19 protein-coding genes are annotated in these 24117 nt (G+C 71.0%); 12 read left to right on the top strand and 7 right to left on the bottom strand.

Going from position 1 to position 24117, the window contains the following annotated elements:
• Position 1: 1 nt before the first annotated feature.
• The 5 genes from AQJ91_RS09410 (at position 2) to AQJ91_RS09430 (ending at position 6083) form a co-directional block, all read left to right on the top strand.
• On the top strand, positions 2-991 hold the full coding sequence (locus AQJ91_RS09410) for an FAD binding domain-containing protein (RefSeq protein WP_067018374.1): 990 nt from the start codon (positions 2-4) through the stop codon (positions 989-991).
• Positions 988-3198: a xanthine dehydrogenase family protein molybdopterin-binding subunit gene (locus AQJ91_RS09415; RefSeq protein ID WP_067018375.1), complete on the top strand. Its 2211-nt coding sequence runs from the start codon at positions 988-990 to the stop codon at positions 3196-3198. The genes AQJ91_RS09410 and AQJ91_RS09415 overlap by 4 nt, the downstream gene beginning before the upstream one ends.
• 95 nt (positions 3199-3293) lie before the next feature.
• A complete protein-coding gene (locus AQJ91_RS09420) occupies positions 3294-4481 on the top strand; it encodes an XdhC family protein (RefSeq protein ID WP_079084818.1) in 1188 nt (395 codons plus the stop codon).
• Between the two features lie 237 nt (positions 4482-4718).
• Entirely contained in the window at positions 4719-5174 is a 456-nt protein-coding gene (locus tag AQJ91_RS09425; protein WP_159054517.1) for an SsgA family sporulation/cell division regulator, read from the top strand.
• A gap of 60 nt (positions 5175-5234) precedes the next feature.
• Positions 5235-6083 carry an oxidoreductase gene (locus tag AQJ91_RS09430; protein WP_067018377.1) on the top strand — a complete coding sequence of 283 codons (849 nt, stop codon included), beginning with the start codon at positions 5235-5237 and terminating at the stop codon, positions 6081-6083.
• A gap of 646 nt (positions 6084-6729) precedes the next feature.
• Here AQJ91_RS09430 and AQJ91_RS09435 read toward each other — a convergent pair.
• Both AQJ91_RS09435 and AQJ91_RS09440 read right to left on the bottom strand, forming a co-directional pair.
• Positions 6730-8214, bottom strand: a complete 1485-nt coding sequence (locus tag AQJ91_RS09435) for a helix-turn-helix transcriptional regulator (RefSeq protein ID WP_067018379.1) — start codon at positions 8212-8214, stop codon at positions 6730-6732.
• Between the two features lie 75 nt (positions 8215-8289).
• Positions 8290-9267: an AraC family transcriptional regulator gene (locus AQJ91_RS09440; protein ID WP_067018381.1), complete on the bottom strand. Its 978-nt coding sequence runs from the start codon at positions 9265-9267 to the stop codon at positions 8290-8292.
• 142 nt (positions 9268-9409) lie between these two features.
• Here AQJ91_RS09440 and AQJ91_RS09445 point away from each other — a divergent pair, with 142 nt between their 5' ends.
• Complete coding sequence (locus AQJ91_RS09445) at positions 9410-10384, top strand: SDR family NAD(P)-dependent oxidoreductase (protein ID WP_067018383.1); 975 nt, start codon at positions 9410-9412, stop codon at positions 10382-10384.
• Between the two features lie 28 nt (positions 10385-10412).
• Here AQJ91_RS09445 and AQJ91_RS09450 read toward each other — a convergent pair whose 3' ends face one another.
• The gene (locus tag AQJ91_RS09450) at positions 10413-11054 is read right to left on the bottom strand and encodes a TetR/AcrR family transcriptional regulator (protein WP_067018385.1); all 642 of its coding nucleotides are present in this window, start codon (positions 11052-11054) and stop codon (positions 10413-10415) included.
• Positions 11055-11371: 317 nt separating this feature from the next.
• On the opposite strand from AQJ91_RS09450, the gene AQJ91_RS53445 reads away from it, so the two are divergent.
• The gene (locus AQJ91_RS53445; RefSeq protein WP_159054518.1) at positions 11372-11572 is read left to right on the top strand and encodes a hypothetical protein; all 201 of its coding nucleotides are present in this window, start codon (positions 11372-11374) and stop codon (positions 11570-11572) included.
• 328 nt (positions 11573-11900) lie between these two features.
• The gene (locus AQJ91_RS55330) at positions 11901-12200 is read left to right on the top strand and encodes a hypothetical protein (protein WP_107056390.1); all 300 of its coding nucleotides are present in this window, start codon (positions 11901-11903) and stop codon (positions 12198-12200) included.
• A 541-nt stretch (positions 12201-12741) separates the two neighbouring features.
• Here the strand turns inward: AQJ91_RS55330 and AQJ91_RS09465 are convergent.
• The 3 genes from AQJ91_RS09465 to AQJ91_RS09475 form a co-directional block, all read right to left on the bottom strand.
• Entirely contained in the window at positions 12742-13104 is a 363-nt protein-coding gene (locus AQJ91_RS09465; RefSeq protein ID WP_067018388.1) for a DUF1304 domain-containing protein, read from the bottom strand.
• Positions 13105-13134: 30 nt separating this feature from the next.
• On the bottom strand, positions 13135-14595 hold the full coding sequence (locus tag AQJ91_RS09470; RefSeq protein WP_067018390.1) for a polysaccharide deacetylase family protein: 1461 nt from the start codon (positions 14593-14595) through the stop codon (positions 13135-13137).
• An 82-nt stretch (positions 14596-14677) separates the two neighbouring features.
• Positions 14678-18886 carry an nSTAND1 domain-containing NTPase gene (locus tag AQJ91_RS09475; RefSeq protein WP_067018392.1) on the bottom strand — a complete coding sequence of 1403 codons (4209 nt, stop codon included), beginning with the start codon at positions 18884-18886 and terminating at the stop codon, positions 14678-14680.
• Positions 18887-19159: 273 nt separating this feature from the next.
• Between AQJ91_RS09475 and AQJ91_RS53450 the strand changes: the two genes are divergently transcribed.
• The 4 genes from AQJ91_RS53450 to AQJ91_RS09490 all read left to right on the top strand — a co-directional run bounded on the left by AQJ91_RS53450 (position 19160) and on the right by AQJ91_RS09490 (position 22939).
• On the top strand, positions 19160-19468 hold the full coding sequence (locus AQJ91_RS53450; protein WP_159054519.1) for a hypothetical protein: 309 nt from the start codon (positions 19160-19162) through the stop codon (positions 19466-19468).
• Positions 19469-19817: 349 nt separating this feature from the next.
• Complete coding sequence (locus AQJ91_RS09480) at positions 19818-21242, top strand: DUF2252 domain-containing protein (RefSeq protein WP_067018394.1); 1425 nt, start codon at positions 19818-19820, stop codon at positions 21240-21242.
• Between the two features lie 447 nt (positions 21243-21689).
• Positions 21690-22535: a J domain-containing protein gene (locus AQJ91_RS09485; RefSeq protein WP_067018396.1), complete on the top strand. Its 846-nt coding sequence runs from the start codon at positions 21690-21692 to the stop codon at positions 22533-22535.
• A 74-nt stretch (positions 22536-22609) separates the two neighbouring features.
• Complete coding sequence (locus AQJ91_RS09490; protein WP_067018398.1) at positions 22610-22939, top strand: rhodanese-like domain-containing protein; 330 nt, start codon at positions 22610-22612, stop codon at positions 22937-22939.
• Between the two features lie 19 nt (positions 22940-22958).
• Here AQJ91_RS09490 and AQJ91_RS09495 read toward each other — a convergent pair whose 3' ends face one another.
• A complete protein-coding gene (locus AQJ91_RS09495) occupies positions 22959-24092 on the bottom strand; it encodes an acyl-CoA dehydrogenase family protein (protein ID WP_067018399.1) in 1134 nt (377 codons plus the stop codon).
• Positions 24093-24117 lie beyond the last annotated feature (25 nt).

The raw sequence follows: 24117 nt of genomic DNA on the forward strand, positions 1-24117 counted from the left end.
AATGCATCCCTTCGAGTATGCCCGGGCCACCGACGCCGACCAGGCCGTGGCCGTGGTCAGCGCTGATCCGCACGCGTCGTTCCTCGCCGGCGGCACCACGCAGCTGGACCTGATGAAGGACGGGGTTCTGCACCCCGAACGGCTCATCGACATCACCCGCCTCCCCCTCGGCGGCATCACGCACACCGACTCGGCGATCCAGGTCGGCGCGCTCACGACGATGGAGGAACTGGCCGCGGACCCCGTCGTACGAGAGAGACTGCCGTTCGTCCGGGAAGCCCTGCTGTTCGGCGCCTCGACCCAGCTGCGCAACATGGCCACCATCGGCGGAAACCTTCTGCAGCGAGCCCGGTGCCGCTACTTCAGAGACCCCACCGTCGGCGCCTGCAACAAGCGCAACCCCGGATCGGGGTGTGCCGCCATCACGGGAATCCAGCGGATGCACGCCATCCTCGGCACCAGCGACCACTGCATCGCCCTGCACGCCTCGGACGTCGCGGTACCGCTGGCAGCACTCGACGCGATCGTCCACATCCAGGGCCCTGACGGTGCACGGCCGATTCCCCTGACGCAGTTCTACCTGCCGCCGGGCGACACACCTCACATCGAGAACGTGCTGCGGCACGGTGAGCTGATCACCGCGGTCGAGATCCCGCTGCTTGGCGAAGGAACACGGTCTCACTACCTCAAGGTCCGTGACCGCGTCTCCTACGAGTTCGCGCTGACCTCGGCCGGCGTCGCTCTCGCGATCGAAGACGGCCTCATTCAGGAGGCGCGCGTGGCGCTGGGCGGGGTCGGCACCATCCCCTGGCGCGCCTGGGGCGCGGAGGATGTCCTGGAGGGGGCCCGCGCGGGGGCGGACGTCTTCCGCACGGCGGCGGAGGCGGCCCTTGATGGGGCCAGGCCGCTACCTGGAACCGCATTCAAGGTGGAGTTGGCCAAGCGCACTCTCGTGCGCACGCTGGAGACCGTTGCAGGAGCGCTGTCATGACGACTCTCGAAGCCGGCACGATCGTCGGTGCGGGCCTTGACCGCGTGGACGCCCCGCTGAAGGTGACCGGGGCGGCGCAGTATCCCAACGACTTCTCCTTCCCCGGTATGGCGCACGCCGCCTTGGTGGGCAGCACCATCGCCGCGGGGCGCATGCGCGGCATCGATGTGACGGATGCCCTGGCGGCGCCGGGTGTGCTGACCGTCATCACGCATCTGACCGCGCCGAAGCTGGAACGCGGTCCGATGACGCTGCTGGGCGGATCGCCTCCGGCTCCGCTGCAGGACGACCGCGTCCTGCACTACGGTCAGCACATCGCGATCGTGGTGGCCGAGAGCTCGGAGCAGGCTCGGCACGCCGCACGGCTGGTACGCGTCGAGTACGAGGCGACTGAGGCCGTGCTCGACGTGGACGACCCGCGTGCCGAGATCGTCGAGAACCCCTGGGGGCTGGACACCGAACGCGGAGATGTGAACGCTGGATTCGCCCAGTCCGACGTTGTCGTCGAGGGCACCTACACCACCCCCGACAACACCAACAACCCGCTCGGCCTGATGACGACCATCGCGTCCTGGCACGGGGACGCGCTCACCGTGCACGACTCCACGCAGTGGCCGCACAACGTGCGTACCTCGCTGGCCACGATCTTCAAGGTCCCCGAGAGCGGCATCCGGGTGCTCGCCCCCTTCGTCGGCGGCGGCTTCGGGGCCGGCCTGCGCGTGTGGTCCCACGTCATCCTCACCGTGCTCGCGGCCCGCGAGGTCAAGCGCCCGGTCAAGCTGGTCCTGACCCGGCCGGAGATGTTCACCTCCGTGGGACACCGGCCCAACAGCGTCCAGCAGATCAAGATCGGTTCCACCCGCGACGGGGACCTCGTCGCCATCGAACATCACGGCATCTCGTCGGTTGCGATGGAGGATGACGACTACGAACCGGTCTCCGTCGGTTCCGCCGTCTCCTACGCCTGCCCCAACGTGCTGACCGTCGACCGGCAGGCACGCCTGAACATCCCCTGCCCGGGCTCCATGCGCGCACCGGCGGAGGGCCAGGGCAGCTTCGCTCTGGAGTCCGCGATTGACGAAGTCGCCTACGCCGTCGGAATGGACCCCCTCGAGATCCGCTTGCGCAACTACGCGGAGGAGAACCCGGTCCTCGGCCTTCCCTGGTCGAGCAAGGCACTGCGGGAGTGCTATCTCGAGGGCGCCGAGCGGTTCGGCTGGTCGCGGCGCACCCCGGAACCGGGCTCCATGCGGGACGGCCGCTGGCTCGTCGGCTACGGCCTGGCCGGTGTCTCCTACCCCTTCTACCAGGTGCCGTGCCAGGCTCGCGCCTCCGTGCGTCGTGACGGCTCGGCATACGTGCGCAGCGCCGCCACCGACATCGGAACCGGCACCTACACGGTCATGACCCAGCTGGCAGCGGAGCTTCTGGGGCTCGACGTCACCCAAGTGCGTTTCGACCTCGGCGACTCCGACATGCCGTACTCACCACAGGCCGGCGGCTCTGGTCTCACCGGTGCCCTCGCCAACGCCGTCCACGCCGCCTGCCGGCGCCTTGTGCAGGAATTCCTCGACGTGGTGCGCGACGACACCGAATCCCCACTGCGCGCAGCCGCGCTCGATGACGTGGCGGTCACCGACGGGCGCATCCACCGCATCACGGACCCCGAACAAGGCGAGTCCTACGTCGACATCCTCGCTCGGCATGGTCTGGAGGAACTCAGCGCCGACGGCAGAAGCACACCGCCTCGGAGCGAGGAACTGGGCATGGCCATCGCCGGTGCCTTCGGGGCGAAATTCGTCGAGGTCCGCATCGACCCCGACCTGGGGCTGCTGCGCGTGGCACGCGTGGTCTCCGCCATTGACGGCGGTCGCATCCTCAACGAGAAGACCGCCACCAGCCAGATCGTCGGTGGCACGGTCGGCGGCATCAGCCAGGCGATGTTCGAGGAAACCGCCACCGACCAGGGCACCGGCCGCATCGCCAACGCGACGTTCGGCGACTACCTCATGCCTGTCAACGCGGACGTTCCCGACATGGACACGCTGTTTGTCGGCGGGCCTGATCGGGCAACCGCCGTCGGCACCAAGGGAGTCGGCGAAATCGGACTGGTCGGCCTGGCAGCGGCCATCGGCAACGCCGTCTTCCACGCCACCGGACGCCGCATCCGCTCCCTTCCGATCACCATCGACCAGCTCATGCTCTGAGACCCGCTCCGCGGCCGATGCGCCGCGGAGCCGTCCTCGTCGCCGGCACCACAGTCCGGTGCCGTGCCGTACCGCCCGAGTCCGGGGAGAAACCGATGCTGGACATCGCACGAGAGCTGTGCCACTGGATCGAGGAAGGCCGGGACTTCGCCGTCGCCAGCGTGGTCGCGGTCAGCGGCAGCGCACCCCGTGCGCCTGGCGCCGCTCTTGCCGTGGACGGCGACGGCGTGGCCGTCGGCTCGGTCTCGGGCGGTTGTGTGGAGGGTGCGGTGTACGACCTGTGTCAGCAGGTGCTGCAGGACGGCGAGACCGTCCTGCAGCAGTTCGGGTACAGCGACGAGGACGCCTTCGCCGTCGGCCTCACGTGTGGCGGTGTCATCGACATCCTGGTCACGCCGGTCCGTGTCGGCGATCCGCGCCGGGACGTCTTCGCTGCCGCCTTGTTCGCCGCACGCTCACGCGAGACGATCGCGCTGACTCGTATCGCCGACGGGCCGGCCGAACTGCTCGGTCGCGGGCTGGCAGTCCACTCCGACGGATCGTATGAGGGCACCCTCGGCGACCGGCCCCAGCTGAATCGCACCGCAGCGGCCGAGGCCCGAGCGATGCTGGAACTTGGGCGCACCGGGACAGTTCTGATCGGCGAAAAGGGGTTTTACTGCGGTCGCCCACTGACCCTGCTGGTCGAGTCCAGCGTCCCGGCCCCCCGCTTGATCGTCTTCGGGGCGATCGACTTCGCGGCCGCTCTGGTGCGGCTCGGTAAATTCCTCGGCTACCACGTGACCGTCTGCGATGCCCGACCGGTATTCGCCACCCGGGCGCGTTTCCCGGAGGCGGACGACGTGGTCGTCGACTGGCCCCACCGCTATCTGAAAGTCACCCAGGTCGACAACCGGACGGCGCTGTGTGTGCTCACGCACGATGCCAAGTTCGACGTACCGCTCCTGGAGCGGGCGCTGAAGCTGCCGGTTGCCTATGTCGGGGCCATGGGGTCCCGGCAAACACACGAGGACCGCACGCGGCGCCTGCGCGCAGCAGGCGTGACAGATCACGAGTTGGCACGGTTGCGTTCACCGATCGGCCTCGACCTCGGAGCGCGCACGCCGGAGGAGACGGCCCTGTCGATCGTCGCCGAGCTGGTCGCCGACCGCCAGGGAGGCTCAGGCCTCCCACTGGCCGGTACTCGCAGTCCCATTCACCACGACACCGCTCCTGTCTCCGGTTGCGCCGCGCGTCGGCAGCCGATGCCGACGCCGCTCCTCCCTCAGGCATCCGTCAGATGACTCGCCCCGGCCCAGCGCTGCACAACGTGCAGAAGAAACGTCTCTGCGAAGGCCGGCTCGGGCGGAGGAACCACGGCGCGCGACGGGGCGGGCGGACCCGGAGCCCAGGGTGCCGACGGGACGGGTGACAGGGGGGAGGGCTTCGCATATCCCGTCATGTGACGGATGTCCCGAACGGTGATCCGCGCCATGGTTGCGGTGCGGCGCCAGTGCATTCAGAAAAAGGGGAGGGCCTCCATGCCCGACAAAGGACCGGAGATCTCAGCCGACCGACCGACTGTCGGTCACTTCAGCTCACTGCCCATGCACATCCATCGGATCCTGTGGTCCTCGATCCGTGTCCCGATGCGCGCCGTGTTCCACTACGCCCCGGCTGATCCCCTCTCGGTGTCCGTCCGTCTCCGCCCCGCCGAGGGCCCTGTCGTGACCTGGGTCGTCTCGCGTGATCTGCTCTATGAGGGCACGCAGGGACCCACCGGCACAGGTGACATAAGACTCTGGCCGTCCATGACTCACACCCGGCCCGTGCTGAACATGCGGCTTGAATCGCGTGGCACGACGGCACTGTTCGAGTTGGACCTGCCCAAGCTGGAGGCCTGGCTGCTGAGCACCTTCGACCTGGTGCCACCCGGCACGGAACTGGACGGGACCGACTGGGACCTGTGGTTGGAGCGGCTGCTCGGCGGTGCCTGAGCACCTCTCGGACGAACTCCCCCGCCTCACCTGACACCTCATGATTTCAACGGAGAGAAGATGTCCCGCACGTTCCTCATCACCGGCGTGAGCAGTGGTCTCGGCCGCGCCTTCGCCACCGCCGCCCTCGAGGCCGGCCACACCGTCGTCGGCACCGTTCGGGACAAGGAGCAGATCGCCGGCTTCGAGCAGCTCGCCCCGGGTCGCGCCCACGCCCGCGTGCTCGACGTCACCGACACCGATGCCATCGCACCGACCGTCGCGGCGATCGAGGACGGGACGGGTCCCATCGACGTGCTCGTCAACAACGCCGGTTACGGCGTCGAGGGCACCTTCGAGGAGACCCCGCTCGACACCTTCCGCCACCAGTTCGACGTCAACGTCCTCGGCGTCATCGCGGTCACCCAGGCCGTCCTGCCCCGCATGCGCGAGCGCCGGGCCGGTCACATCCTGTTCGTGACCTCCATGGGTGGTCTGCGCACCTACCCCGGCCTGTCCGCTTATCACGGCTCCAAGTTCGCCGTCGAGGGCCTCGCCGCCTCCCTCGCCCAGGAAATCTCACCGCTCGGCATTCACGTCACCGCGATCGAGCCCGGCGCCTTCCGCACCGACTGGGCCGGCCGCTCCATGCACCGCGTCGAGACCACCATCGCCGACTACGACCCGGTCTTCGCCCCGATCCGCGAACACCGCCTCGCCATGAGGGGACACCAACTCGGCAACCCCGCCCAAGCCGGCCGCGCCCTGCTCGCCGTCATCGAGGCCGAGAACCCGCCGACCCACCTCATCCTCGGCAGCGACGCGCTCCGTCTCGTCGCCGACGCCCGCGCCGCCTTCGACGCCGAGACAGCCGCCTGGAGCGAGCTGTCGAAGTCCACCGACTACCCCGACGGGGAACAGATCGCATGAGAGAACCGGTGAGTCACACAGGGGCAGTGGTGCTCACGGGCGCTACCAGCGGCATCGGGCAAGCCGCCGCCCGTCTGCTGGCGCCGCGTGCGACCCGACTGATCCTGCACGGCCCGCAAAGGCCACGGGAAGTCGCTGGTTCGAACTGACCCCCGAGGGCGCCGGGGAACGCGGCGCCGCCCCGGCTGAGCGCTGGATCGTCGACGGCGGCCCGCACCGCGTCGGCGTGATCTGTCCAGCAGATCCAGCATCGGCGCGCAGAGCTGATGCACCGCCGCGAAGGCGAGCTCCATCTCTGACTGCACGCCCGCAGCGCTCACCACACGGCAGTCGGTCGCCCTCTCGACCAGGTACTCCAGCAGCGTCGACTTGCCATCCCCGCCTCACCGCGTACCATCAGCGACCGGCTCTCGCCGGCGCGGACCGCCGCGAGCAGTTGGTCGAGCGCATCGCACTCTGCCTGCCGGCTCAGCGGCACGAAGCGACGCCGCCCGGTCTCTGTGCTGGAGCGGTGGGGGCCGCCACGAGTTCTGTGGCCATTGCCCACCCCCACCGGGATCGGCATGTCGGGGTGGGCAACCTGGTCACCCACACCGCCTACGGGGTCAACGCTCGACTCGCCAACCACCCTGAAACACCTTCCACTTCAGGCTGACCGCACCTTGCGTGAACAGCAGCTCCATGGGTCGTCCTGGCCGGCAACAGGCGCGTGCCTGCTGAGCCGGGTACTGCTGTCGGGAGGCGCGTCTAGAAGCTGCTTGCGTGAGGTGACGCCGAGCTTGCTGAAGATCTTCCGCAGGTGCCATTCGACGGTGCGTGGGCTGAGGAAGAGCCGAGCGCCGATCTCGGGGTTCGTCAGGCCCTCACGAACAAAGCGGACGATCAGCCCCTCTTGTGCGGTGAGTTCGTCAGGGGAGCCGGTGTTGCGCCTGCTGACACTTTCCCCGATGGCCAGCAGCTCATGTGCGGCCCGCTCGGCGAAGGCTTCCATACCCACGGCGGTGAACAAGTCGTTGGCGGTGCGCAGCTGGTCGCGTGCGGCCTGACGGCGGCGCTCTCGGCGTAGCCATTCACCATAGAGGAGGTGTGCGCGGGCCAGTTCCCCGCGGACACTGGTGCGGCCGAGCCGGTCGATCGCCTCGCGATAGTGGCCCTCGGCATCCCTGGATCCGCTCATGAGAGCACGTGAGCGTGCCTCTATACCCAGCGCCCAGTCCGTCCCGCTCGGACGAGTCACTTCAGTGAGGCATCGGAAGGCATCGGCGGACTGTCCGGGCGTCCCACCCAGGACGGCTGCCTCTATGAACTCGGAAAGCGACCAGATCGCGGCGCCGATCTCCAACGGATAGCGATCGGTGCTGACTTCGCGCGCCGCCGCCAACGCGTCCCTGTACCGGCCGAGGCTGTTGAAGAGCAGAGCCCTCGCCCATGCACTGGCGACCGGTTGGTTGCCCTCGCCTCGGCGAGCCGCCTCCGCGGCAGCGACCTTGGACAGGTTCACGCATTCGGCCTCACGGCCCTGCCAGGCAGAGCGCAACAGCGCCCGCGCCTCGCGTTCGGGCAGGCCTTCGACCAGCAACTCCGGCAGGCCGGCAGGTTCCGTGGCGCCGGGCGACGTCTCGTCCGGCAACCGGACGGCGAAGAGCATCGCCACCGACTCGGCGCGCAGCCGCCGCTCGGTGAACGCCAGGATCTGCACGGATGCCCGATCGAGCCACTGTGCATCGTCGATCACGCAGAGCAGCGGCCCTTCCCGGGCAGACTCGGTGAGCAGGCCGAGCGTCGCCAGGGCCACGAGGAACCTGTCTGGCGTGCGTTCCGAACCGCCACCCAATGCCGCACGCAGAGCATCACGCTGAGCGGCGGGGAGCCGGTGAAGTTGATCCGACATGGGTGCGCAGAGCTGCTGCAACCCGGCGAAGGCCAACTCCATTTCGGACTGAACACCAGTGACGCGGGCTGTCTGGAAACCTCGCCCTCGTTCGATCACGTACTCCATCAGCGCGGTCTTGCCCGCGCCCGCCTCGCCGCGGATCACCAGCGCCCGGCTGTCGCCACCTTGCACGGCGGCGAGCAACGCGTCGAGCTGCTCGCACTCCCTCTTCCGACCCAAAAGGCGTGACGGCACCACTAGTCGGTCAACCCTTCCAACCGTCCCAGGCGTGGCGTAACGGTAGCAACCCGGACGTCAGGGGATCTAGAAAAGTCAAGTGAATTGTGAGTCAAGAGCCCTTGGCTTGTGTTCCGGGTGGCCTCGGTGCGGCTGGGCCGGACGATTCCCGGCTTGTGCGCGGTAGTCGCGGGGCGACACCCCCATGACCCGCTTGAACGCCGTACTGAGGGCGCTTTCGGAGCCGTATCCGACGTGACGGGCGATGGACGCCACCGTGCTGGTGCCCTCACGCAGCTGCTTGGACGCGAGCTCCAGCCGCCATGCGGTGAGGTACTCCAGCGGTCCCTGACCGACTGTGCTCTTGAAGCGTGCGGCGAGCGTGGAACGGGAAACGGCTCCGGACCGTGCCAGCTCCGCCACGGTCCAGGGGCGTGCCGGCTCCTCGTGCATGCATGCCAGGGCCGCTGCCACCACGGGGTCGGCCAGGCCCGCCAGCCAGCCCGAAACGGTGCGAGGCTCGAGCGCCAGATGCAGTCGCAGTATGTGGACGAGCATGACGACCGCGAGGTTTTCGGCCACGAGCGTCGATCCCATCCGCCGGTGCAGTATTTCCTGGTCGATCGTCGTGAGCGCCCAGCGCACGGTCTCCGCCTGCCTGGTTGCGGCGGGGACGAGGATGACCGGAGGAAGCGCGTCGAGCAGCAGCTCCTGGGCCCGGAGACCGAAGGAGAAGCGGCCGCCCATCAGGAACACGTCCTCGCCACCGCCCACCCGTGCGACTCCGCCCTCGGCCGCGGCGAAAACGGGACCCGCGTCGACCGGGACCACCCCGGGACCGCTGCGCAGGGTGAAGCCGCGCGGCCGGGTGAGGAGGTAGCAGTCACCTTCCGACAGCGCGACGGGCTCGTCCACGCCGTCGACCTCCAGCAGGCAGTGGCCGCGCCGGACGGCGTTGAATTTCACGCCTGACGGCGCGGCGAACCGCACGGCCCACTCTCCTCCTGCCAGCAGGCTCGTGGACAGATGGCTCCGGGTCTCCAGCAGGGCCAGCACGTCCTCCAGGGGATCCACGAGCCCTCCATCTCCGATAGCGGTCGGCTCGCCACTCCGGCTTGGACGATGAATAAAGAAGGATGGACTTTCAATCATAGGTCGTCCGGAATGCCGACTCTAGAGTCAATATGCAGCGTCGTCTCGACCGGAAAGGCCCCTGGTGAACACCGGCTCCCGTCTGATCACTCCTTACGACTTCGACGCCACCGCCACCGAGGTGATCGACGGCGTGGACCTCGCTGGCCGCCGCGTCGTCGTCACCGGAGGCGCCTCGGGCATCGGTGCCGAGACCGTCAGGGCCCTGGCTGTTGCCGGCGCCGAGGTGACCGTCGCCACGCGCCGCCCTGAGCTCGTCGAGCCACTCGTCCGCGAACTCGCCGACGTCCCCGGTGCCGGCCTCGTACGGGCGCAGGCCCTGGACCTGGCGGACCTGTCGTCGGTGGACGCCTTCGCACGGGCCTGGCGCGGGCCGCTCGACATCCTGGTGGCCAACGCGGGGATCATGGCGCTTCCGGAGCGGACCCTCACCGACGCGGGCTGGGAGATGCAGCTCGCCACCAACTTCCTCGGACACTTCGCCCTGGCCGACGCGCTGCATGCTTCGCTGCGTGAGGCGGGCTCGGCCCGCGTCGTGGTCGTCAGCTCCGGCGCCCACCGCTGGGCGTCCTTCGACTTCGACGACCCGCACTTCGAGCGACGTCCCTACGACCCGTGGGCGGCCTACGGACAGTCCAAGACCGCCGACGTCCTGTTCGCAGTGGGCGCCCGTCGCTGGGCGGTCGACGGCATCACCGCCAATGCGCTCAACCCCGGGTTCATCCTCACCAACCTCCAGCGCCATCTCGACGACGACACCATGCGCGCGTTCGGCGTGATGGACGAGGACGGGAACCTCACCCCGCTGCCGCACTACAAGACTCCGGCGCAGGGTGCCGCGACGTCCGTGCTGCTCGCCGCATCGCCGCTGCTGGATGCCGTGACCGGCCGCTACTTCGAGGACAACCAGGAGGTGCAGGCCGTACGGGCCGACGCGGAAGGAGGCGGCGTCGCGGCCCACGCCCTCGACCCCGCAGCGGCGGACAGACTCTGGGAGTATGCGCAAGACACCGTCCGAGCCTGGTCGAAGGCACAGTAGGCGCCCTCCGAACCTGGCCGGCCGTTGGCTAGCCGGCACTCGCTCCGGGGGAGCGGCGGTACACGCCGTACCAGTAGCCCGCTGCCAGCTCGCGGGCGACCTCGGCGTCGTCCCTGTCGCTGCCGGACATCTGCTGGGCGATGACCTGACCGCCTCCCTGGACGATGATCCGGGCGGCGAGCTTGGGGTCGATGTCCGCGGGTGTCCGGCCCGCCTGCTGCTCCTCCTTCAGTACCGCAACCAGGTGGTCGACGAAATGGTCCTGATCCGCCGTCCATGCCTCCCGGACCGCCGGGTCGTACGCGGCCACTTCGTTGATCGCCGAAAGCAGAGCCGCGTGTTCGCGGTAGTGCCGCAGGATGAGTTCATAGGTGCGGGCCAGCCCGTCGAGCCCGCCGCCCGGACCGCAGGGCCACCAGGAAGAGGCGATCGCGTAACTCTCCGTCTTGAGCGAGCCGCTCAGCCGGAGAAGGACATCCACCTTGTCGCGGAAGTAGAGATAGAACGTGGAACGCGAGATGCCCGCAGCATGGGCGATCTGCTCCACGCTCAGCTCGGTGTAGGTCACACCTCCACCGCGCAGCAGTTCCTCGATCACCGACAGGATCCGCTTTTCGAGCGCGGACCGTCGCTCAGTCGCGCTGGAGCGTCGTCGAGTGGTGGAAGCCATGGGGTCATAGTAAGGAACCGCTGGGACGCCGAAGGGCCCGCATCCGTGCACGGCGCCGGTCCGGCGGGACTCAGACGATGACGTTGATGGGGTAGCTGCGCGCCCAGGGGCCGATCAGGCCTCCGGTGGGTGATCCAGGGCAGGGAACGAAATCTGGACGACCTTTTCCGGAGTGAAGCACCGAGGCCGAAGCTCACCAGCTCACGCGTCTCGACCGCGACCGGACGGCGCTGTCGGCCACCCCGGCTGGGCAGGCGGACGATCTGGCACGCGATCTGGCCGCGGCCTGGGCCGTACAGCTGCAGGACATCGTCGACATGGATCAGGACGCGGGCCGGGGGCTGCTGGAGTGGCTCAACCAATGGAGGGATCGCGATCCGGAAGCCGCGCAGCGGGCAGCTGGGGTCCGGCAGAAAGCCAAGGCAAGCGGGCACTCCCGCATCACGCAAGTGGGCGGCAACCAGACCATCATCCGACCGGAGCGGCTGCGCTGTCGGCTGGGGCTCTGCCCGGGTTGATTGGCAGGCAGTTCGATGGGCTGGATCGAAGAAACGAATCGGCTGGTCAGCGCACTACCCGTTGATCACTCAAGTCGGTGAACCATCCCATCGGCCAGAAACATGATCGCGGCGTCGGAGTTCATTTCGGTCGGAGAGATTCTCCGCCGGAAGGGGATTGTTCATGGTCGCGCTTTATCGATCCAGGCTTGTCATGGCCCTTGCTACCGCGTGCGCTCTCGTGTTGACGAGTTCCTCGGTGGCGCAGGCCGGCGCTGTCGGATCGACTCCTGTCCGAACCTTCGAGTACAGCGTTGGCGGCATGACGATGAAGGTTCCGACTGGCTGCATGTTCACACACATCATCCGAGGTGGCGGGAAGAAGATCACCTATCAGAACGCCGGCGTCGACTGTGCTTTTGTCGCCGCCCTCGGCACCGGCTTCTGCAACTGGCGGATCGACTTCACGTACGCGAACACCAACAACAAGACGTACAGGACCTCCCGGGGGCGAACGCACCCCGAGTGCAAGATCGACCCGATGCGGAACAACTCTCCCCAGACGCTGCCTCGTTATGGAAAGGCGTGTGCGCATCTCCACGTCAACGGGGTGCGCCGAGTGAGCCAGTGCCACCACATCACGAAGTGAGCCGTTCATGATTGATCAACAGCAGGGGCGTGACCAGCGATGGGAGGCGCGACGGCGGTCGGCTGGGGTCGCCGCGTTCGTGGCGGGTCTCGTCGTGACACTCGCCTTCTTCGCTTTCTTCCCTGGGCTTCCGCACGTCATCGACTGGGGGGCGATCGTTGTCGCCGTCCTGGCAGGAGCACTCGCCCGATGGGTCTGCCAGTCCTGGATGGGAAAGAGGAGCAGAGAGAGCAAGTGAGTTCGGGCATAGTGACGCGGGCCACCAAAAGGCCTCCCGCGGTTACTGGGGGCGGACGTCTTGCGGGTGCTGGACGCTTGGGGCCTTGAAGCCCCTGATCTGGGCCGTGGGAAATCTGCGCCAACAGCGCGGGAAACGATCTACGAGCTGGTCTCGCGGGGCCTGATCAGCGAGTTCCGTCGGTGCCCCACCGTCGAAGAGGCGGCATCGTAGTCACGATGCCGCCTCTTCTGCTGTGTCCGGCGGCCGTGACCTGTGATGAACCTCTCAGGTCACGGCCGCCGGAATCGGCGGTCCGGGGGCTCAGCCCGCCGCCACGACCGTGGCCAGGGCAATGGCGGCGGGGACCGCCTGGACGAACAAGATGCGGACGTTGGCGGTGGCCGCTCCGTAGACGCCCGCGACGATGATGCAGGCCAGGAAGAAGATCTGGACGCGGTAGCCGGTCGGGTCGTCGGCGATCAGGCCCCAGACCAGGCCGGCGGCCAGGAAGCCGTTGTAGAGGCCCTGGTTGGCCGCCATCGCGGCGGTGGAGCGGGCCAGTTCGGCGTCGAAGCCGTGGAACCGGCGGCCGGAGCCGCGCTGCCACAGGAACATCTCCAGGACCAGGATGTAGGCGTGCAGCAGTGCCATGAGCGCGACGAGGACGACTGAGATCAGATGCATGGAGTGATTGTGCCGGTGGACCGGTCCATGTCATGAACGGCCCAGGCCCGCGCGCAGCCGGCTGACCGTCACGAAGTGGTAGCCCTCGGCGGTGAGGGTCTTCAGGATGACCGGCACGGCGGCCACCGATGTGGGGTGGATGTCGTGCAGCAGGACCACGTCGTTGCGGCCGGCCTTGTCGATGACGTACTGGGCGACCCGGTTCGCGTCGCGGTACTTCCAGTCCTCGGTGTCCACGTCCCACAGCACCGGCGAGAGCGTGGTCGCCGACCGCACCTTGTTGTCGATCGCGCCGTACGGCGGCCGGAACAGGACCGGCTCCTCGCCGGTGACCTGCTTGATCACCGCGTTGGTTCGGGCCAGCTGGGACTTGATCTCGGCGGTGGTCAGCCGGGTGAGGTCGGGGTGGTTCCAGGAGTGGTTGGCGATCTCGTGCCCGGCCTTCGCCTCGGCGCGGACGATCTCGGGGTGGGCGGCGGCGTTCTGGCCGACGAGGAAGAAGGTGGCGCGCGCCTTGTACTGGGCGAGGTGCGTCAGCAGGTCCGCGGTCTCAGGGGCGGCAGGCCCGTCGTCGAAGGTGAGGGCGATGCACTTGACCTTCGCACAGTCGGTCGCGTCCTCTCCCGGGTCCTTCGGCGCGGGCACCGTAGGGGTGGGGGTGCTGGTGGCGCCGAGGTCGAGGCCCTCGCTCGGGTCGGTGGTCTGCTGCTGGACGCGTTTGCCGAAGCCGGACAGCCAGGGCGTGACCGTCGCCTTGGGGAAGGTCACCGACCGGCGGCCGACGGCGGGGGCGCCGACGTTGCCCCGGTCGAAGTCCGCCTTGAGGGAGCCGTCGGCGGCGAAGGTCATGTCGTCCAGGAGGGACGAGGCGTTCGTCGCGTCGAGGTACGACGGGTCGGCGCCCTGTACCTCCTTGAGCTGGTTCTTCACCGCGGCGACGAAGGCGTCCCGGGAGCCGTCCGCGATGAGCCCGAGGGCGTCCTCGGCAGCCTGGGCCTCGCCGTCGTACCAGTACGTCCTGGTCTCTGTTCCGTCCCCGGCCGCCCCGCGGTCGAGGGAGCTGAGCCGGACGCCGACCACGTCGCCGGACACCACCAGGAACGTGAAGCTGATGTTCAGCTCCTTGCCCTCGAAGTCGTCCGCCCCGTCCGTGCCGCCGCAGCCCGTCGCGGCGTCGTCGCCGTCGTCGAGGAAGGTGGCGAGGCGCCGCTCCACGTCCTTCTTCATGGCGGCCGTCATCGGGGCGGCGCCGGGGACGGCCGGGTAGCTGGTGGCCCAGCGGCAGGAGTCGCCGGCGCTGTTGTCGCTGACGATCTTGATGCCCTTGAGCTTCGTCAGGTCGACGGAGGGGGCGGTGTCGGTGCCCGGGCCGGGGGAGGAGGCGGGGGCCGAGTCCGTGGTGGTGGCGTCGCCGGAGCAGGCGGTGGTCAGGGTGAGGGTGAGGGCGCCGAGCATGAGGAGGGCGGCCGGGAGGAGGGTGCGATTGCGCATGAGGGAGACCCTCGCGGTCCCGGGTGTTGTTCAGCGAGCCCCGCCGACCAGCTGAACAAAGACGTCTGCCCAGGCCAGGGCCTCAGGCGCACAGGTCTTGGTACGGCGCGTCCGGGATGTACGCCGCCCACTGGGCCCGCGTCAGACCGGTGCCGGCGCGGGCGCAGACGAGGGCGGCCGCGCGGTCGGGGTCGACCGGGTGGCGCTGCGGGGCGGTGTTCGGGCCGACGGAGTACAGGGTGGTGCCGTCCGGGCTGAACGCGGCGGCGCCGATGCCGTCGCCGGGCGTGGGCAGGTCGCTGCCGAGCTGCTGCTGGGAGGCGGTGTCCCACAGGCGCAGGGTCCCGTACTCGCCACCCACGGCGAGAGTCCCGCCGTCGGGCGAGAACGCCAGCGCGGACACGGCCTCCCTCGGGTCGGCGGTGGAGGTGCCGGTCAGCACGCCCGAGCTGTGCTCCACGTCGCCGTCCCACAGGGTGACGCGGCCGGAGGTGTCCCCGACCGCGAGCCGTTCGCCGCCGGGGCTGAAGGCCAGGGCGGTGACCTCCCGGCCCTCGGCGAGCGATCGGTCGCCGGCCTTCCCGGACGGCAGGCTGAGGTACTGGTCCCCGGAGGCGAGCAGCCGTCCGTCCGGCCGTACGGCCATGATCTCGCCGAGGAGACCGGGGAGCGCGTTCTTGCGGCTCCCCGTCCCGGTGTCCCAGGCCTCCGTCACGGGGGTGTCGCCGTTCAGGCGGGCGGCGAGGAGCGTGCGGCCGTCGGGGCCGAGCGCGACGGGGCCTGCCGGGTTGTCGAGCGTCCCCGGCATCGTGAAGGAGGTGCGGGGCCGGTGCGCCCGTACGTCCCAGACGGTGAAGCGCTGGGTGGTGGCGCCGGGGGCGGTGTCGCCGACGGCCAGGGTCCGGCCGTCCGGGCTGAAGGCGAGGAGTGGGGTCTCGTCGTAGCTGACCGTCAGGGGGTTGAGGGTGGTGCGGGCGAGGACGCTGCCGGTGGTGGTGGAGCGGAGCTCGAAGCGGTAGGCGTCGCCGAGCGGAGCGTAGCCGGAGCGATTGGGGGTACCGCCCGTGCCCGAAGGGCTACGGGGGAGGGTGGCGGTGGCGAGGGTGGTGCCGTCCGGGCTGAGCGCGGTGGCGTCGGCCTCGGTGGGCCGCCAGGCGGGGACGAGGGCGGTCGTCAGGTCGTACGTGTGGACGCGGGCGCCGTCGAGATGGCGCAGGACGTGGCCCCTGCCCGGTGCCCAGACCGGGCCGAGGGGCTGCTCGCCGTCCAGGGCGCGGCGGAAGACCACCGTGCCGCCCGTGTCGAGCCGCCAGACCGTGAGGTCCCGGTCGTCGGTCGTGGCCAGGTACCGGCCGTCGGGGGACAGGGCCGCGTCGGTGAAGGGGGCGTCGCCCGTCTTCGGGGTGTCTGCGATCCGCCGCCCGCTCGGCACGTCCCAGACGGTGACCGCCCTGCCGTGCAGCGCCGCGAGCCGCTTGCCGTCGGGAGTGAGGTGCAACGCGCGCGTGCCGTCGTCGACGCCCGCACCGGTGCCGCAGACGTTCTTGTCCGCCTTGTCCCAGGCGCCGGGGACGCGGGTGCCGTGGGCGGTGTCCCAGACCTGGGGCGGGCCGAGGGCGGGGCAGAAGGCGGCGATCCTGCCGTCGGCGTCGAGTGCGGCGCCGGTCAGGTCGGCGGGGGTGGTCGTCTCGAAGAGGGTCTCGGCGTCGCGGGTTCGGTGCACGCGTACGAGGCCGGGGCCTTCGGGCGGGGCGGTGAGGTAGGTCCGCCCGTCCGCACCGAAGGTCATGAGGTCCGTGCCGCCCAGATCGGCGGTGACCTTACCGCCCGCGAGGTCCCAGAGCCCCTCGTTCACGCCGTCCGTGGCGGACACGACGAGGGTCCGGCTGTCCGGGCCGGCCTCGGTGACGGCCGTGTCCAGCGGCAGGCGGTACGACGCCCTGCGCCGGTGCGTGGCCACGTCCCACACGGTCACCTTCCGTCCGGCCACGCTGACCAGGGTGCGGCCGCCGTCGGTGAGGTGGCGGGCGGTCTCGTTGCTGGTGTCCGGGTCGGTGAAGGCGTCCCGCTCCGGCTGCGCGAGCGCGCCCAGCAGCGCCGAACGGGACTCCGTCAGCGGGGCGATCCGCCACGCCGCGACGCCCAGCAGGGCGGCCGTACGGGGGTCGGTGGAACGCAGGCTCCCGGCGACGGAGGCGATCCGCCGGGCGGCGGCCTTGGCGGCCTCGCGGTCACCGGCACGGTTCTGCTGCCAGGCGACCAGACCGGCGGCGAGGGCGAGGACGAGGAGGGCGGCGAGGGTGCTGGTGAGGACGCGGGTGCGGTGCGCTGCGCGGGCTTGGGCGTGGTGTTCGTTGGCGCGGGCTGTCAGGGAGGCGGTTAGGAAGGTGCGTTCGGGGTGGGTCAGGTCGTCGGGGGTGGGGGTGGGGGTGGGGTCGTTGTGGGGCGGCTCGGGGTGAGTGGGGACGTCGTAGGTGGGGTCGTCGGGGGTGGGGTATGGGTGCTCGGCGGTTCCCGGGCGGGGCTGGCCGGTCAGCGCCCGGCTGGCCACGTGTCGCGCGCGTGTCAGTGTGTCCGCCGCTCGCTCGGAGCCCTGCCCCGCGCTCGTCAGCGTGTCCGCCGCTCGCTCGGAGCCCTGCCCCGCGCTCGTCAGCGTGTCCGCCGCTCGCTCGGAGCCCTGCCCCGCGCTCGTCAGCGTGTCCGCCGCTCGCTCGGAGCCCTGCCCCGCGCTCGTCAGCGTGTCCGCCGCTCGCTCGGAGCCCTGCCCCGCGCTCGTCAACATGTCCTGCACCCGCTGGGAGCCCTGTCGCGCACGCGTCCGTATGTCCACCGCTCGCCCGGAGCTCTGCCCCGCGCTCTCCTCCCCGGCAGGCCCCCCGAACAGCTCCTCCGCCCGGGCCAGTCGTGTCCCCCGGTACAGCGCCCCCGGATCGTGGCCCAGTTCCTCCCACGTACGCGCCGCCTCGGCCAGGCGGCGTTGTTCGCGGAGGCGTTCGCGGTTCTGGTCGATCCAGGTGGCGAGGCGGGGCCAGCCGGTGATCAGGGCCTCGTGGGCGAGTTCCACGGTGCCCTCGTCGAGGGTGATCAGGCGGGCGGCGGCGAGGTGTTCGACGACCATGGCGTCGGACGGGGCCCGCTCCAGTTCGGCGCGGTCGGCGGGGCGGCGGGTGTCGGCGGTGCCGTCGCCGGGGGCGATGAGGCGCAGGAGGATGCGGCGGGCGGTGCGGGTGCGGGCGGGGGACAGGGCGGCGTAGGCCTGTTCGGCGGTGGCGGCGACGGCGCCGCTCACGCCGCCCGCCTCCTCGTAGGCGGCCAGGGTCAGGGTGCGGCCCCGGCGGCGGCGCCAGGTTTCCAGCAGGGCGTGCGAGAGCATCGGGAGGGCGCCGGGGCGGTCGGTGACCTCGTCGACGATGCGGGCGGTCAGGGCGCGTTCGACGTTCAGGCCGGCGGCGGTCGCCGGACCGGTGACCACCTCGCGCAGTTCGTCCCGGCCGAGCGGGCCGACCAGCAGGTTGGCGCGGCTGACGGCGTCGGCGAGATCGCGGCGGGCGGCGCAGTGGCCGTAGAAGTCGCCGCGGACGGCGATCACGACCCGCAGCCGGCTGCCCGGTTCGAGGGCTGACAGCAGCAGGTCGAGGAAGCGGTCGCGTTCCGCGCGGTCGCGGCACAGGGTGAACAGTTCCTCGAACTGGTCGACGATCACCCAGGTGTCGAGCTCGCCGTCCTGTGCGGTGAGGGCCTTCGCGTGGGTGTGCGCGGGCCGTTCGCCGGGTGTCAGGACGCGGATGACGGCGGGCCGCCCGGCGCCGGAGGCCGCCCGCAGCGCCGGGATCAGGCCGGCCCGCAGCAGCGAGGACTTGCCACTGCCGGACGGTCCGAACACCGCCGCCAGCCGGTGCCGGCGCAGCAGGTCCCGCAGCTCCCCGACCAGTTGGTCCCGGCCGAAGAACAGCTCGCTGTCGTGCGGCTCGAAACGGGCGAGACCCCGGTACGGCGGGTCGGCGTCCTGCTCCGCGGCGGCCTCGCGCACCGCCCGGTCGGCCTCGCGCCAGCGCTCCTCCCACTCGCCGGGATCGGCGTCCAGGGCCTGGGCGTACGCCCGTACGACCGCCTGCGACGGCAGTTGCTCGCCTGCCGCCGCCTGGGACAGGGCCGTGGTGGAGTAGCCCGCCCGGCGGGCCATCTCGCGGTAGGTGGGACGGCCGGCCTTCTCGCGCAGAGTCCGCAGGTCGTGCGCGAGCCGCTGGACGGGACCGGCCTGCGGGTCCACCGGCTTCTCGCGTCGTCCCACCTGACATGCCTTTCAAACCTCAAGTAAACGCTTCAAGTGAACATCTGCACGGGCAAGCTTCGCTTTCGCCCCATCCTGCGGCCATCCCCCCAGGCTTGTCCGTCTCGGAAATCACACCGGCGGCGGTCCGCCTCGCAGCCCGCCCGCCTCACCGGCGCTCGGCCTTTCGGCCGACCGCCCGCTTCCTGGGGCCGCGAACGGTGGCCGTTCGGCCGAGGTGACCGCCCCCGTCCCGGCGCGAGATTGGATCTCCCCTGCCCCAGGAGGGCGTTCATGCCACCCGGGTCTCTCTCCACCGTCGCCGGAGTCCGACCCGCCGGTCCCGCTGCCGTCCCCGTTCTCCAGGACCCCGCACCGGTCGCCCCGGTTCCCCGCATCGGCTGGGACGCGCTGTTCTGGCTCGGGTGCGCGGTGTTCGCGCTGCTGCTGGCCCTGGTCACGACCCTCACCCGCACCGCGTCTGGGGCAGTAGCGCGGCCGTCGGTCACGCCGTCGCCGCGGTCCTCGCCCACCGGGCGCCGCGCCCCTGGCGCCGGGCCGGCGGGATCGCCGCGCTGCTCGGCTCCGTCGTCGCCCCGCTGATGCTGCCGGGAGCCATGGGCGCCGCCCAGGAGGACGACGCCGGTGGTGGTGGCGGGAGTTGGGGGCTCGGGGCCGTAGGCGACAGGTGTGCGAGGGGGCGCGTTCGCGGGAGGCCTCGGAAAGCGGGACCTGGTCGGCCGTCCCCGGGGCGACCGGGGCCATCGAACTCCGGGGCGATGAAGGCGACGGTGGGGGCGTCGGCGGTGAGTCGGCGGTGAGGTGTGGCGCGGGCTGCGCAGCATCCGTGTCGTCCAGGTGGGGAGTTGTCCACAGGGTCTGACGCTTGTCGGTCGCCGGAGGTACGGTCGGCACGAGTTGATGTTCGTCGGGTGCGGGGGAGGCGGTCGGTTTGACCGAGGTCGGTGTGGAGGCGGTTGTGGCGGCGGAGGCTCGTCGGCTGCCCCGGGTGAGCGGCTTCGCCGAGTGGCCCGGCGGAGGAACGCCCAAGGAGGAGGGCAAGAGCCTGCGCAAGCGTGTCCCGCGCAGCGCACACGCGCTCCTCGATCTGGACGCCTCCCGTCCCGACGCGGTCGCCGCGGTCGAGGAGTCCAACCGGGGCCGGATCCCCGAGCTCACACCGATCCGGGTCGGCCGGATGGCGGCGACGCCGTTCGCGTTCCTGCGCGGCTCGGCGGGCCTCATGGCGTACGACCTGGCCCGCACCCCCATGACCCGGATGCGCGCCCAGATCTGCGGCGACGCCCACGCGGGGAACTTCGGCCTGTACGGCGACGCGCGCGGCGGCCTGGTCATCGACCTGAACGACTTCGACGAGACGCTGCACGGCCCCTGGGAGTGGGACCTCAAGCGGCTCGCCGCCTCCCTGGTGCTCGCGGGCCGGGAGGCGGGCGCCGACGAGGACACGTGCCGCAGGGCGGCGCACGACGCGGTGGGCGCCTACCGCCGTACGATGCGCCTGCTCGCCAAGCTCCCGGTGCTGGACGCGTGGAACGCCATCGCGGACGAGGAACTCGTCTCCCACACCGACGCCCACGACCTGCTCGGCACACTGGAGCGGGTTCAGGAGAAGGCGCGGGCCAACACCAGCGGACGGTTCGCGGCGAAGTCGACGGAGCCCACCGAGGACGGCGGCCGCCGGTTCGTGGACGCCCCGCCGGTGCTGCGGCGCGTGCCGGACACGGAGGCGGCGGCGGTGGCGACGGCCCTGGAGAGCTACGTCACGACGCTCTCCGAGGACCGCCTCCCGCTGCTGGCCCGCCACGCGGTGCACGACGTGGCGTTCCGCATCGTCGGCACGGGCAGCGTGGGCGCCCGGTCGTATGTGGTCCTGCTGCTGGACCATCGCGGCGAGTCCCTGGTCCTCCAGGTCAAGGAGGCCCGCCCCTCGACGCTGGTCCCGCACTTGCTGACGGCCGGTTTCGAGGCGCCGGCCGCGGAGCACGAGGGCCGCCGGGTGGTGCTCGGGCAGAAGCGGATGCAGGTGGTCAGCGACATCCTGCTGGGCTGGACGACGGTCGACGGACGCCCTTTCCAGGTACGCCAGTTCCGCAACCGCAAGGGCAGTGTCGACCCGGTCGCCCTGGCCGCCGACCAGATGGACGACTACGCCCGGATGACCGGCGCCCTGCTGGCCCGCGCCCACTCCCACAGCGCCGACCCGCGCCTGATCGCCGGCTACTGCGGCAAGAGCGAGGAACTGGACGAGGCGACGGCCACGTTCGCCGTCGCCTACGCCGACCGCACCGAGGCGGACCATGCGGCGCTGCTGGCCGCGGTGCGGGCGGGGCGGATCGCGGCCGAGGTGGGAGTGTGAGCCGGTGCTCAGGGGATCGGGCCGCTCGCGGGGAGAGCCGCGTGAAGTACGTCGACCTCGACGGGCGCTCCGGTGAGGTGACCGGGATCATCGACCCGGGCCCCTACCTGGCGCGACTCCCGGAAACTGGCGGACCGACTGCCGCCCGGGGCACGGGCGTTCGCCACCGACCCGGCCACTGCGCCCTCTCCGGCAGACGGTGCGTGAAGGATCTCAGGCCGCGTGAGGTCCGCCGCACCGAAACTGCCGCCGCACCCCGACGGCTGCACCCACGAGATCGCGTGCCGCCTGGGCACGCTCGTGGTGGCCTGCCGGGATCTGGCGGCGAGAGGGTCCCCCCTGCACGAGCGAAGCCGAGAGCTTGGGGGAGGGTGGAGGCCGACTGTCCGGAGGGCCGGTCGGGGTGAGCCCGCGAGGCCCCGTTCGGCCGTGGCCTACGCTGGGCGGGTGACGAGCCCGGAAGCTGAGCATGACGGGGGTGTCGCCGGTGAGGCGCCGGTGACGCCCGAGGACGGTGCGCCCCGGCCCGAGGAGCGGCTGGAGCGGGCCGTGCGGGCCGCCGAGCAGGCGCTGATCGAGTACGAGATCGCGGTGGAGACCTTCCGTATCGAGGTCGAGAACTTCTCCCGTCTGCACCACCAGAAGCTCGGCCCGATGTACACCCGCCTCGACGAGCTGGACGCCCAGATCGCCGAGGCCACGGCCGCCCGCACCGGCGACCCCGAGGACATCCGCAGGGCGGACGAGGCGCGCGCCCGGGTCATGCCGATGCCGGGCGTCGAGGAGCTGTTCCACGGCTGGATGGACGGCGACGGCCTGTTCGAGGACGCCGCGGCGATGCTCACGGAGCAGCCGGTCCGGCCCCCGCAGCGGGTGCGTCCCAGCGACGGGGCCCGCAAGCTCTACCGCGAGCTGGTCCGCAAGGCCCACCCCGACCTGGCGCAGGACGAGAACGAACGCGGCCGGCGCGAGGAGTTCATCACCCGCGTCAACGCCGCCTACGCCCGTGGCGACGAGCCGCTGCTGCGGGAGCTCGCCGCGGAGTGGGCCGCCGGTCCCGTCCCCAAGGAGCAGGCGCCGAGCCCGGCCGAGGAGCTCTACGCCCGCCTCGAATGGCTCGCCCGGCGCAAGGAGATGCTCACCCTGGTCGCCAAGGATCTGGAGGAGGGCGCGATCGGCGGGATGCTCCGGCTGGCCCCGGACGACCCCGACCGTCTCCTCGACGAGATCGCCGAACAGCTCCTGGCCCAGGTCGCCGAACGCGAGCGGCAACTGGCGGCACTGCTCGGCTGACCCCGTGGCACCGGTGGCCGGAGGTGTCCGTCCGCCCGTCGGGTAGCGTCGGACGTATGCATTTCGGAGCTGGTGTGCCCACGGTCGAGGTCACGGACCTCAAGGACGACGACTTCCTGCTGGACGTCCGCGAGGACGACGAGTGGCAGGCGGGTCACGCCGAAGGGGCACTGCACATCCCCATCAGCGAGTTCGTGGCCCGGTACGGCGAGCTGACCGAGGCCGCCCCGCAGGACGGCCGGGTCCATGTGATCTGCCGCTCCGGCGGGCGTTCGGCCCAGGTCGCGATGTACCTGGCCCAGCAGGGCGTCGACGCCGTGAACGTCGACGGCGGCATGCAGGTGTGGGCGGCGGTGGGCCGTCCCGTGGTGACGGACGACGGCCGGCCGGGCTTCGTCCTCTGAGATCTCACGCCGGGGGATGTCAGCCCAGCGGATGCGCGGCGAGCAGATCCCCCAGCGCCTCCTCGTGTGCCGCCGCCGGGCCGAGCGCCAGCTCGAGGTGCTTGGCCCAGGCGTGGTACCGGTGCAGCGGACAGTCGACGTCGGCGCCGAACCCGCCGTGCAGATGCTGTGCCGTCTGCACGATCCGCCGTACCCCCTCCGAGGCCCAGATCTTCGCCACGGCCACGTCCCCCGACGCGGGCAGCGCGCCCGGCGCCCCCGCGGCGATCCGCCACGCGGCCTGCCACATCGTGGCCTCCATCGCGCGCAGGTCGACATACCGGTCGGCGGCCTGCACGGCGACGGCCTGGAAGGTGGCGATCGGATGTCCGAACTGCTCCCGTTTGCTCGCGTACTCGCTGGTCATCCCCAGCACCCGCTCGCCCAGCCCGAGCGCCAGCGCACACGTCCCGGTGGCCAGCAGCTCCCGCAGCCACTCCCACGCGCCCTCGGCATCGATCACGTACCGCGCCTCGATCCGCGCCGACTCCAGCCGCAGCTCACCGAGCCGCTCCCCGCTGGTGGCGTACTGCTCGGCGAGCCCGGCCCCGGCCTGCCCGCGCGGCACCAGCGCGAGCACGGTCCGGTCGGCGGCGGTACGGGCGGGCACGACGACGAGATCGGCGTCGTACGCCCAGGGCACCGCCGTCTGCACCCCGTCCAGGATCCAGACGTCACCATCCTGCCGGGCCGTCACCGCGAGCTCGGCCGGGTCGTGGCCGGTGCGGCCGTGCGCGGCGACGGTCAGGACGACCTCCCCGCGTCCCGCCCGCGCGAGCAGCTCGGCCGTCAGCTCCGGGCCGCCGTAGGCCTGCACGGCCGCCACCGCCGCGCAGCTCTCCAGCAGCGGCACCCGCGCCAGCACCTTCGCCGACTCACGCAGCACCAGGCACAGCGCGACGGCGTCCAGGCCGGCGCCGCCGTACTGCTCGGCCAGCAGCAGGCTCAGCAGGTCCGCGTCCGCGAGCCGGCCCCACAGTGCGCGGTCGAAGTCCTCGGCGACGGCGCCCGGCACCAGCGCGGGAGAGGGCACCGCGTCCGGCGCGACCGCGGCGAACACCCCCCGCGCCGCCTCGGCCGCCGCCTGCTGCTCCTCGGTGAAGGTGAAGTCCACGATCCCTGCCTCCCACGCACGGCGA

It is taken from the genome of Streptomyces dysideae (assembly GCF_001514305.1).
In the GTDB taxonomy this organism is placed as follows: domain Bacteria; phylum Actinomycetota; class Actinomycetes; order Streptomycetales; family Streptomycetaceae; genus Streptomyces; species Streptomyces dysideae.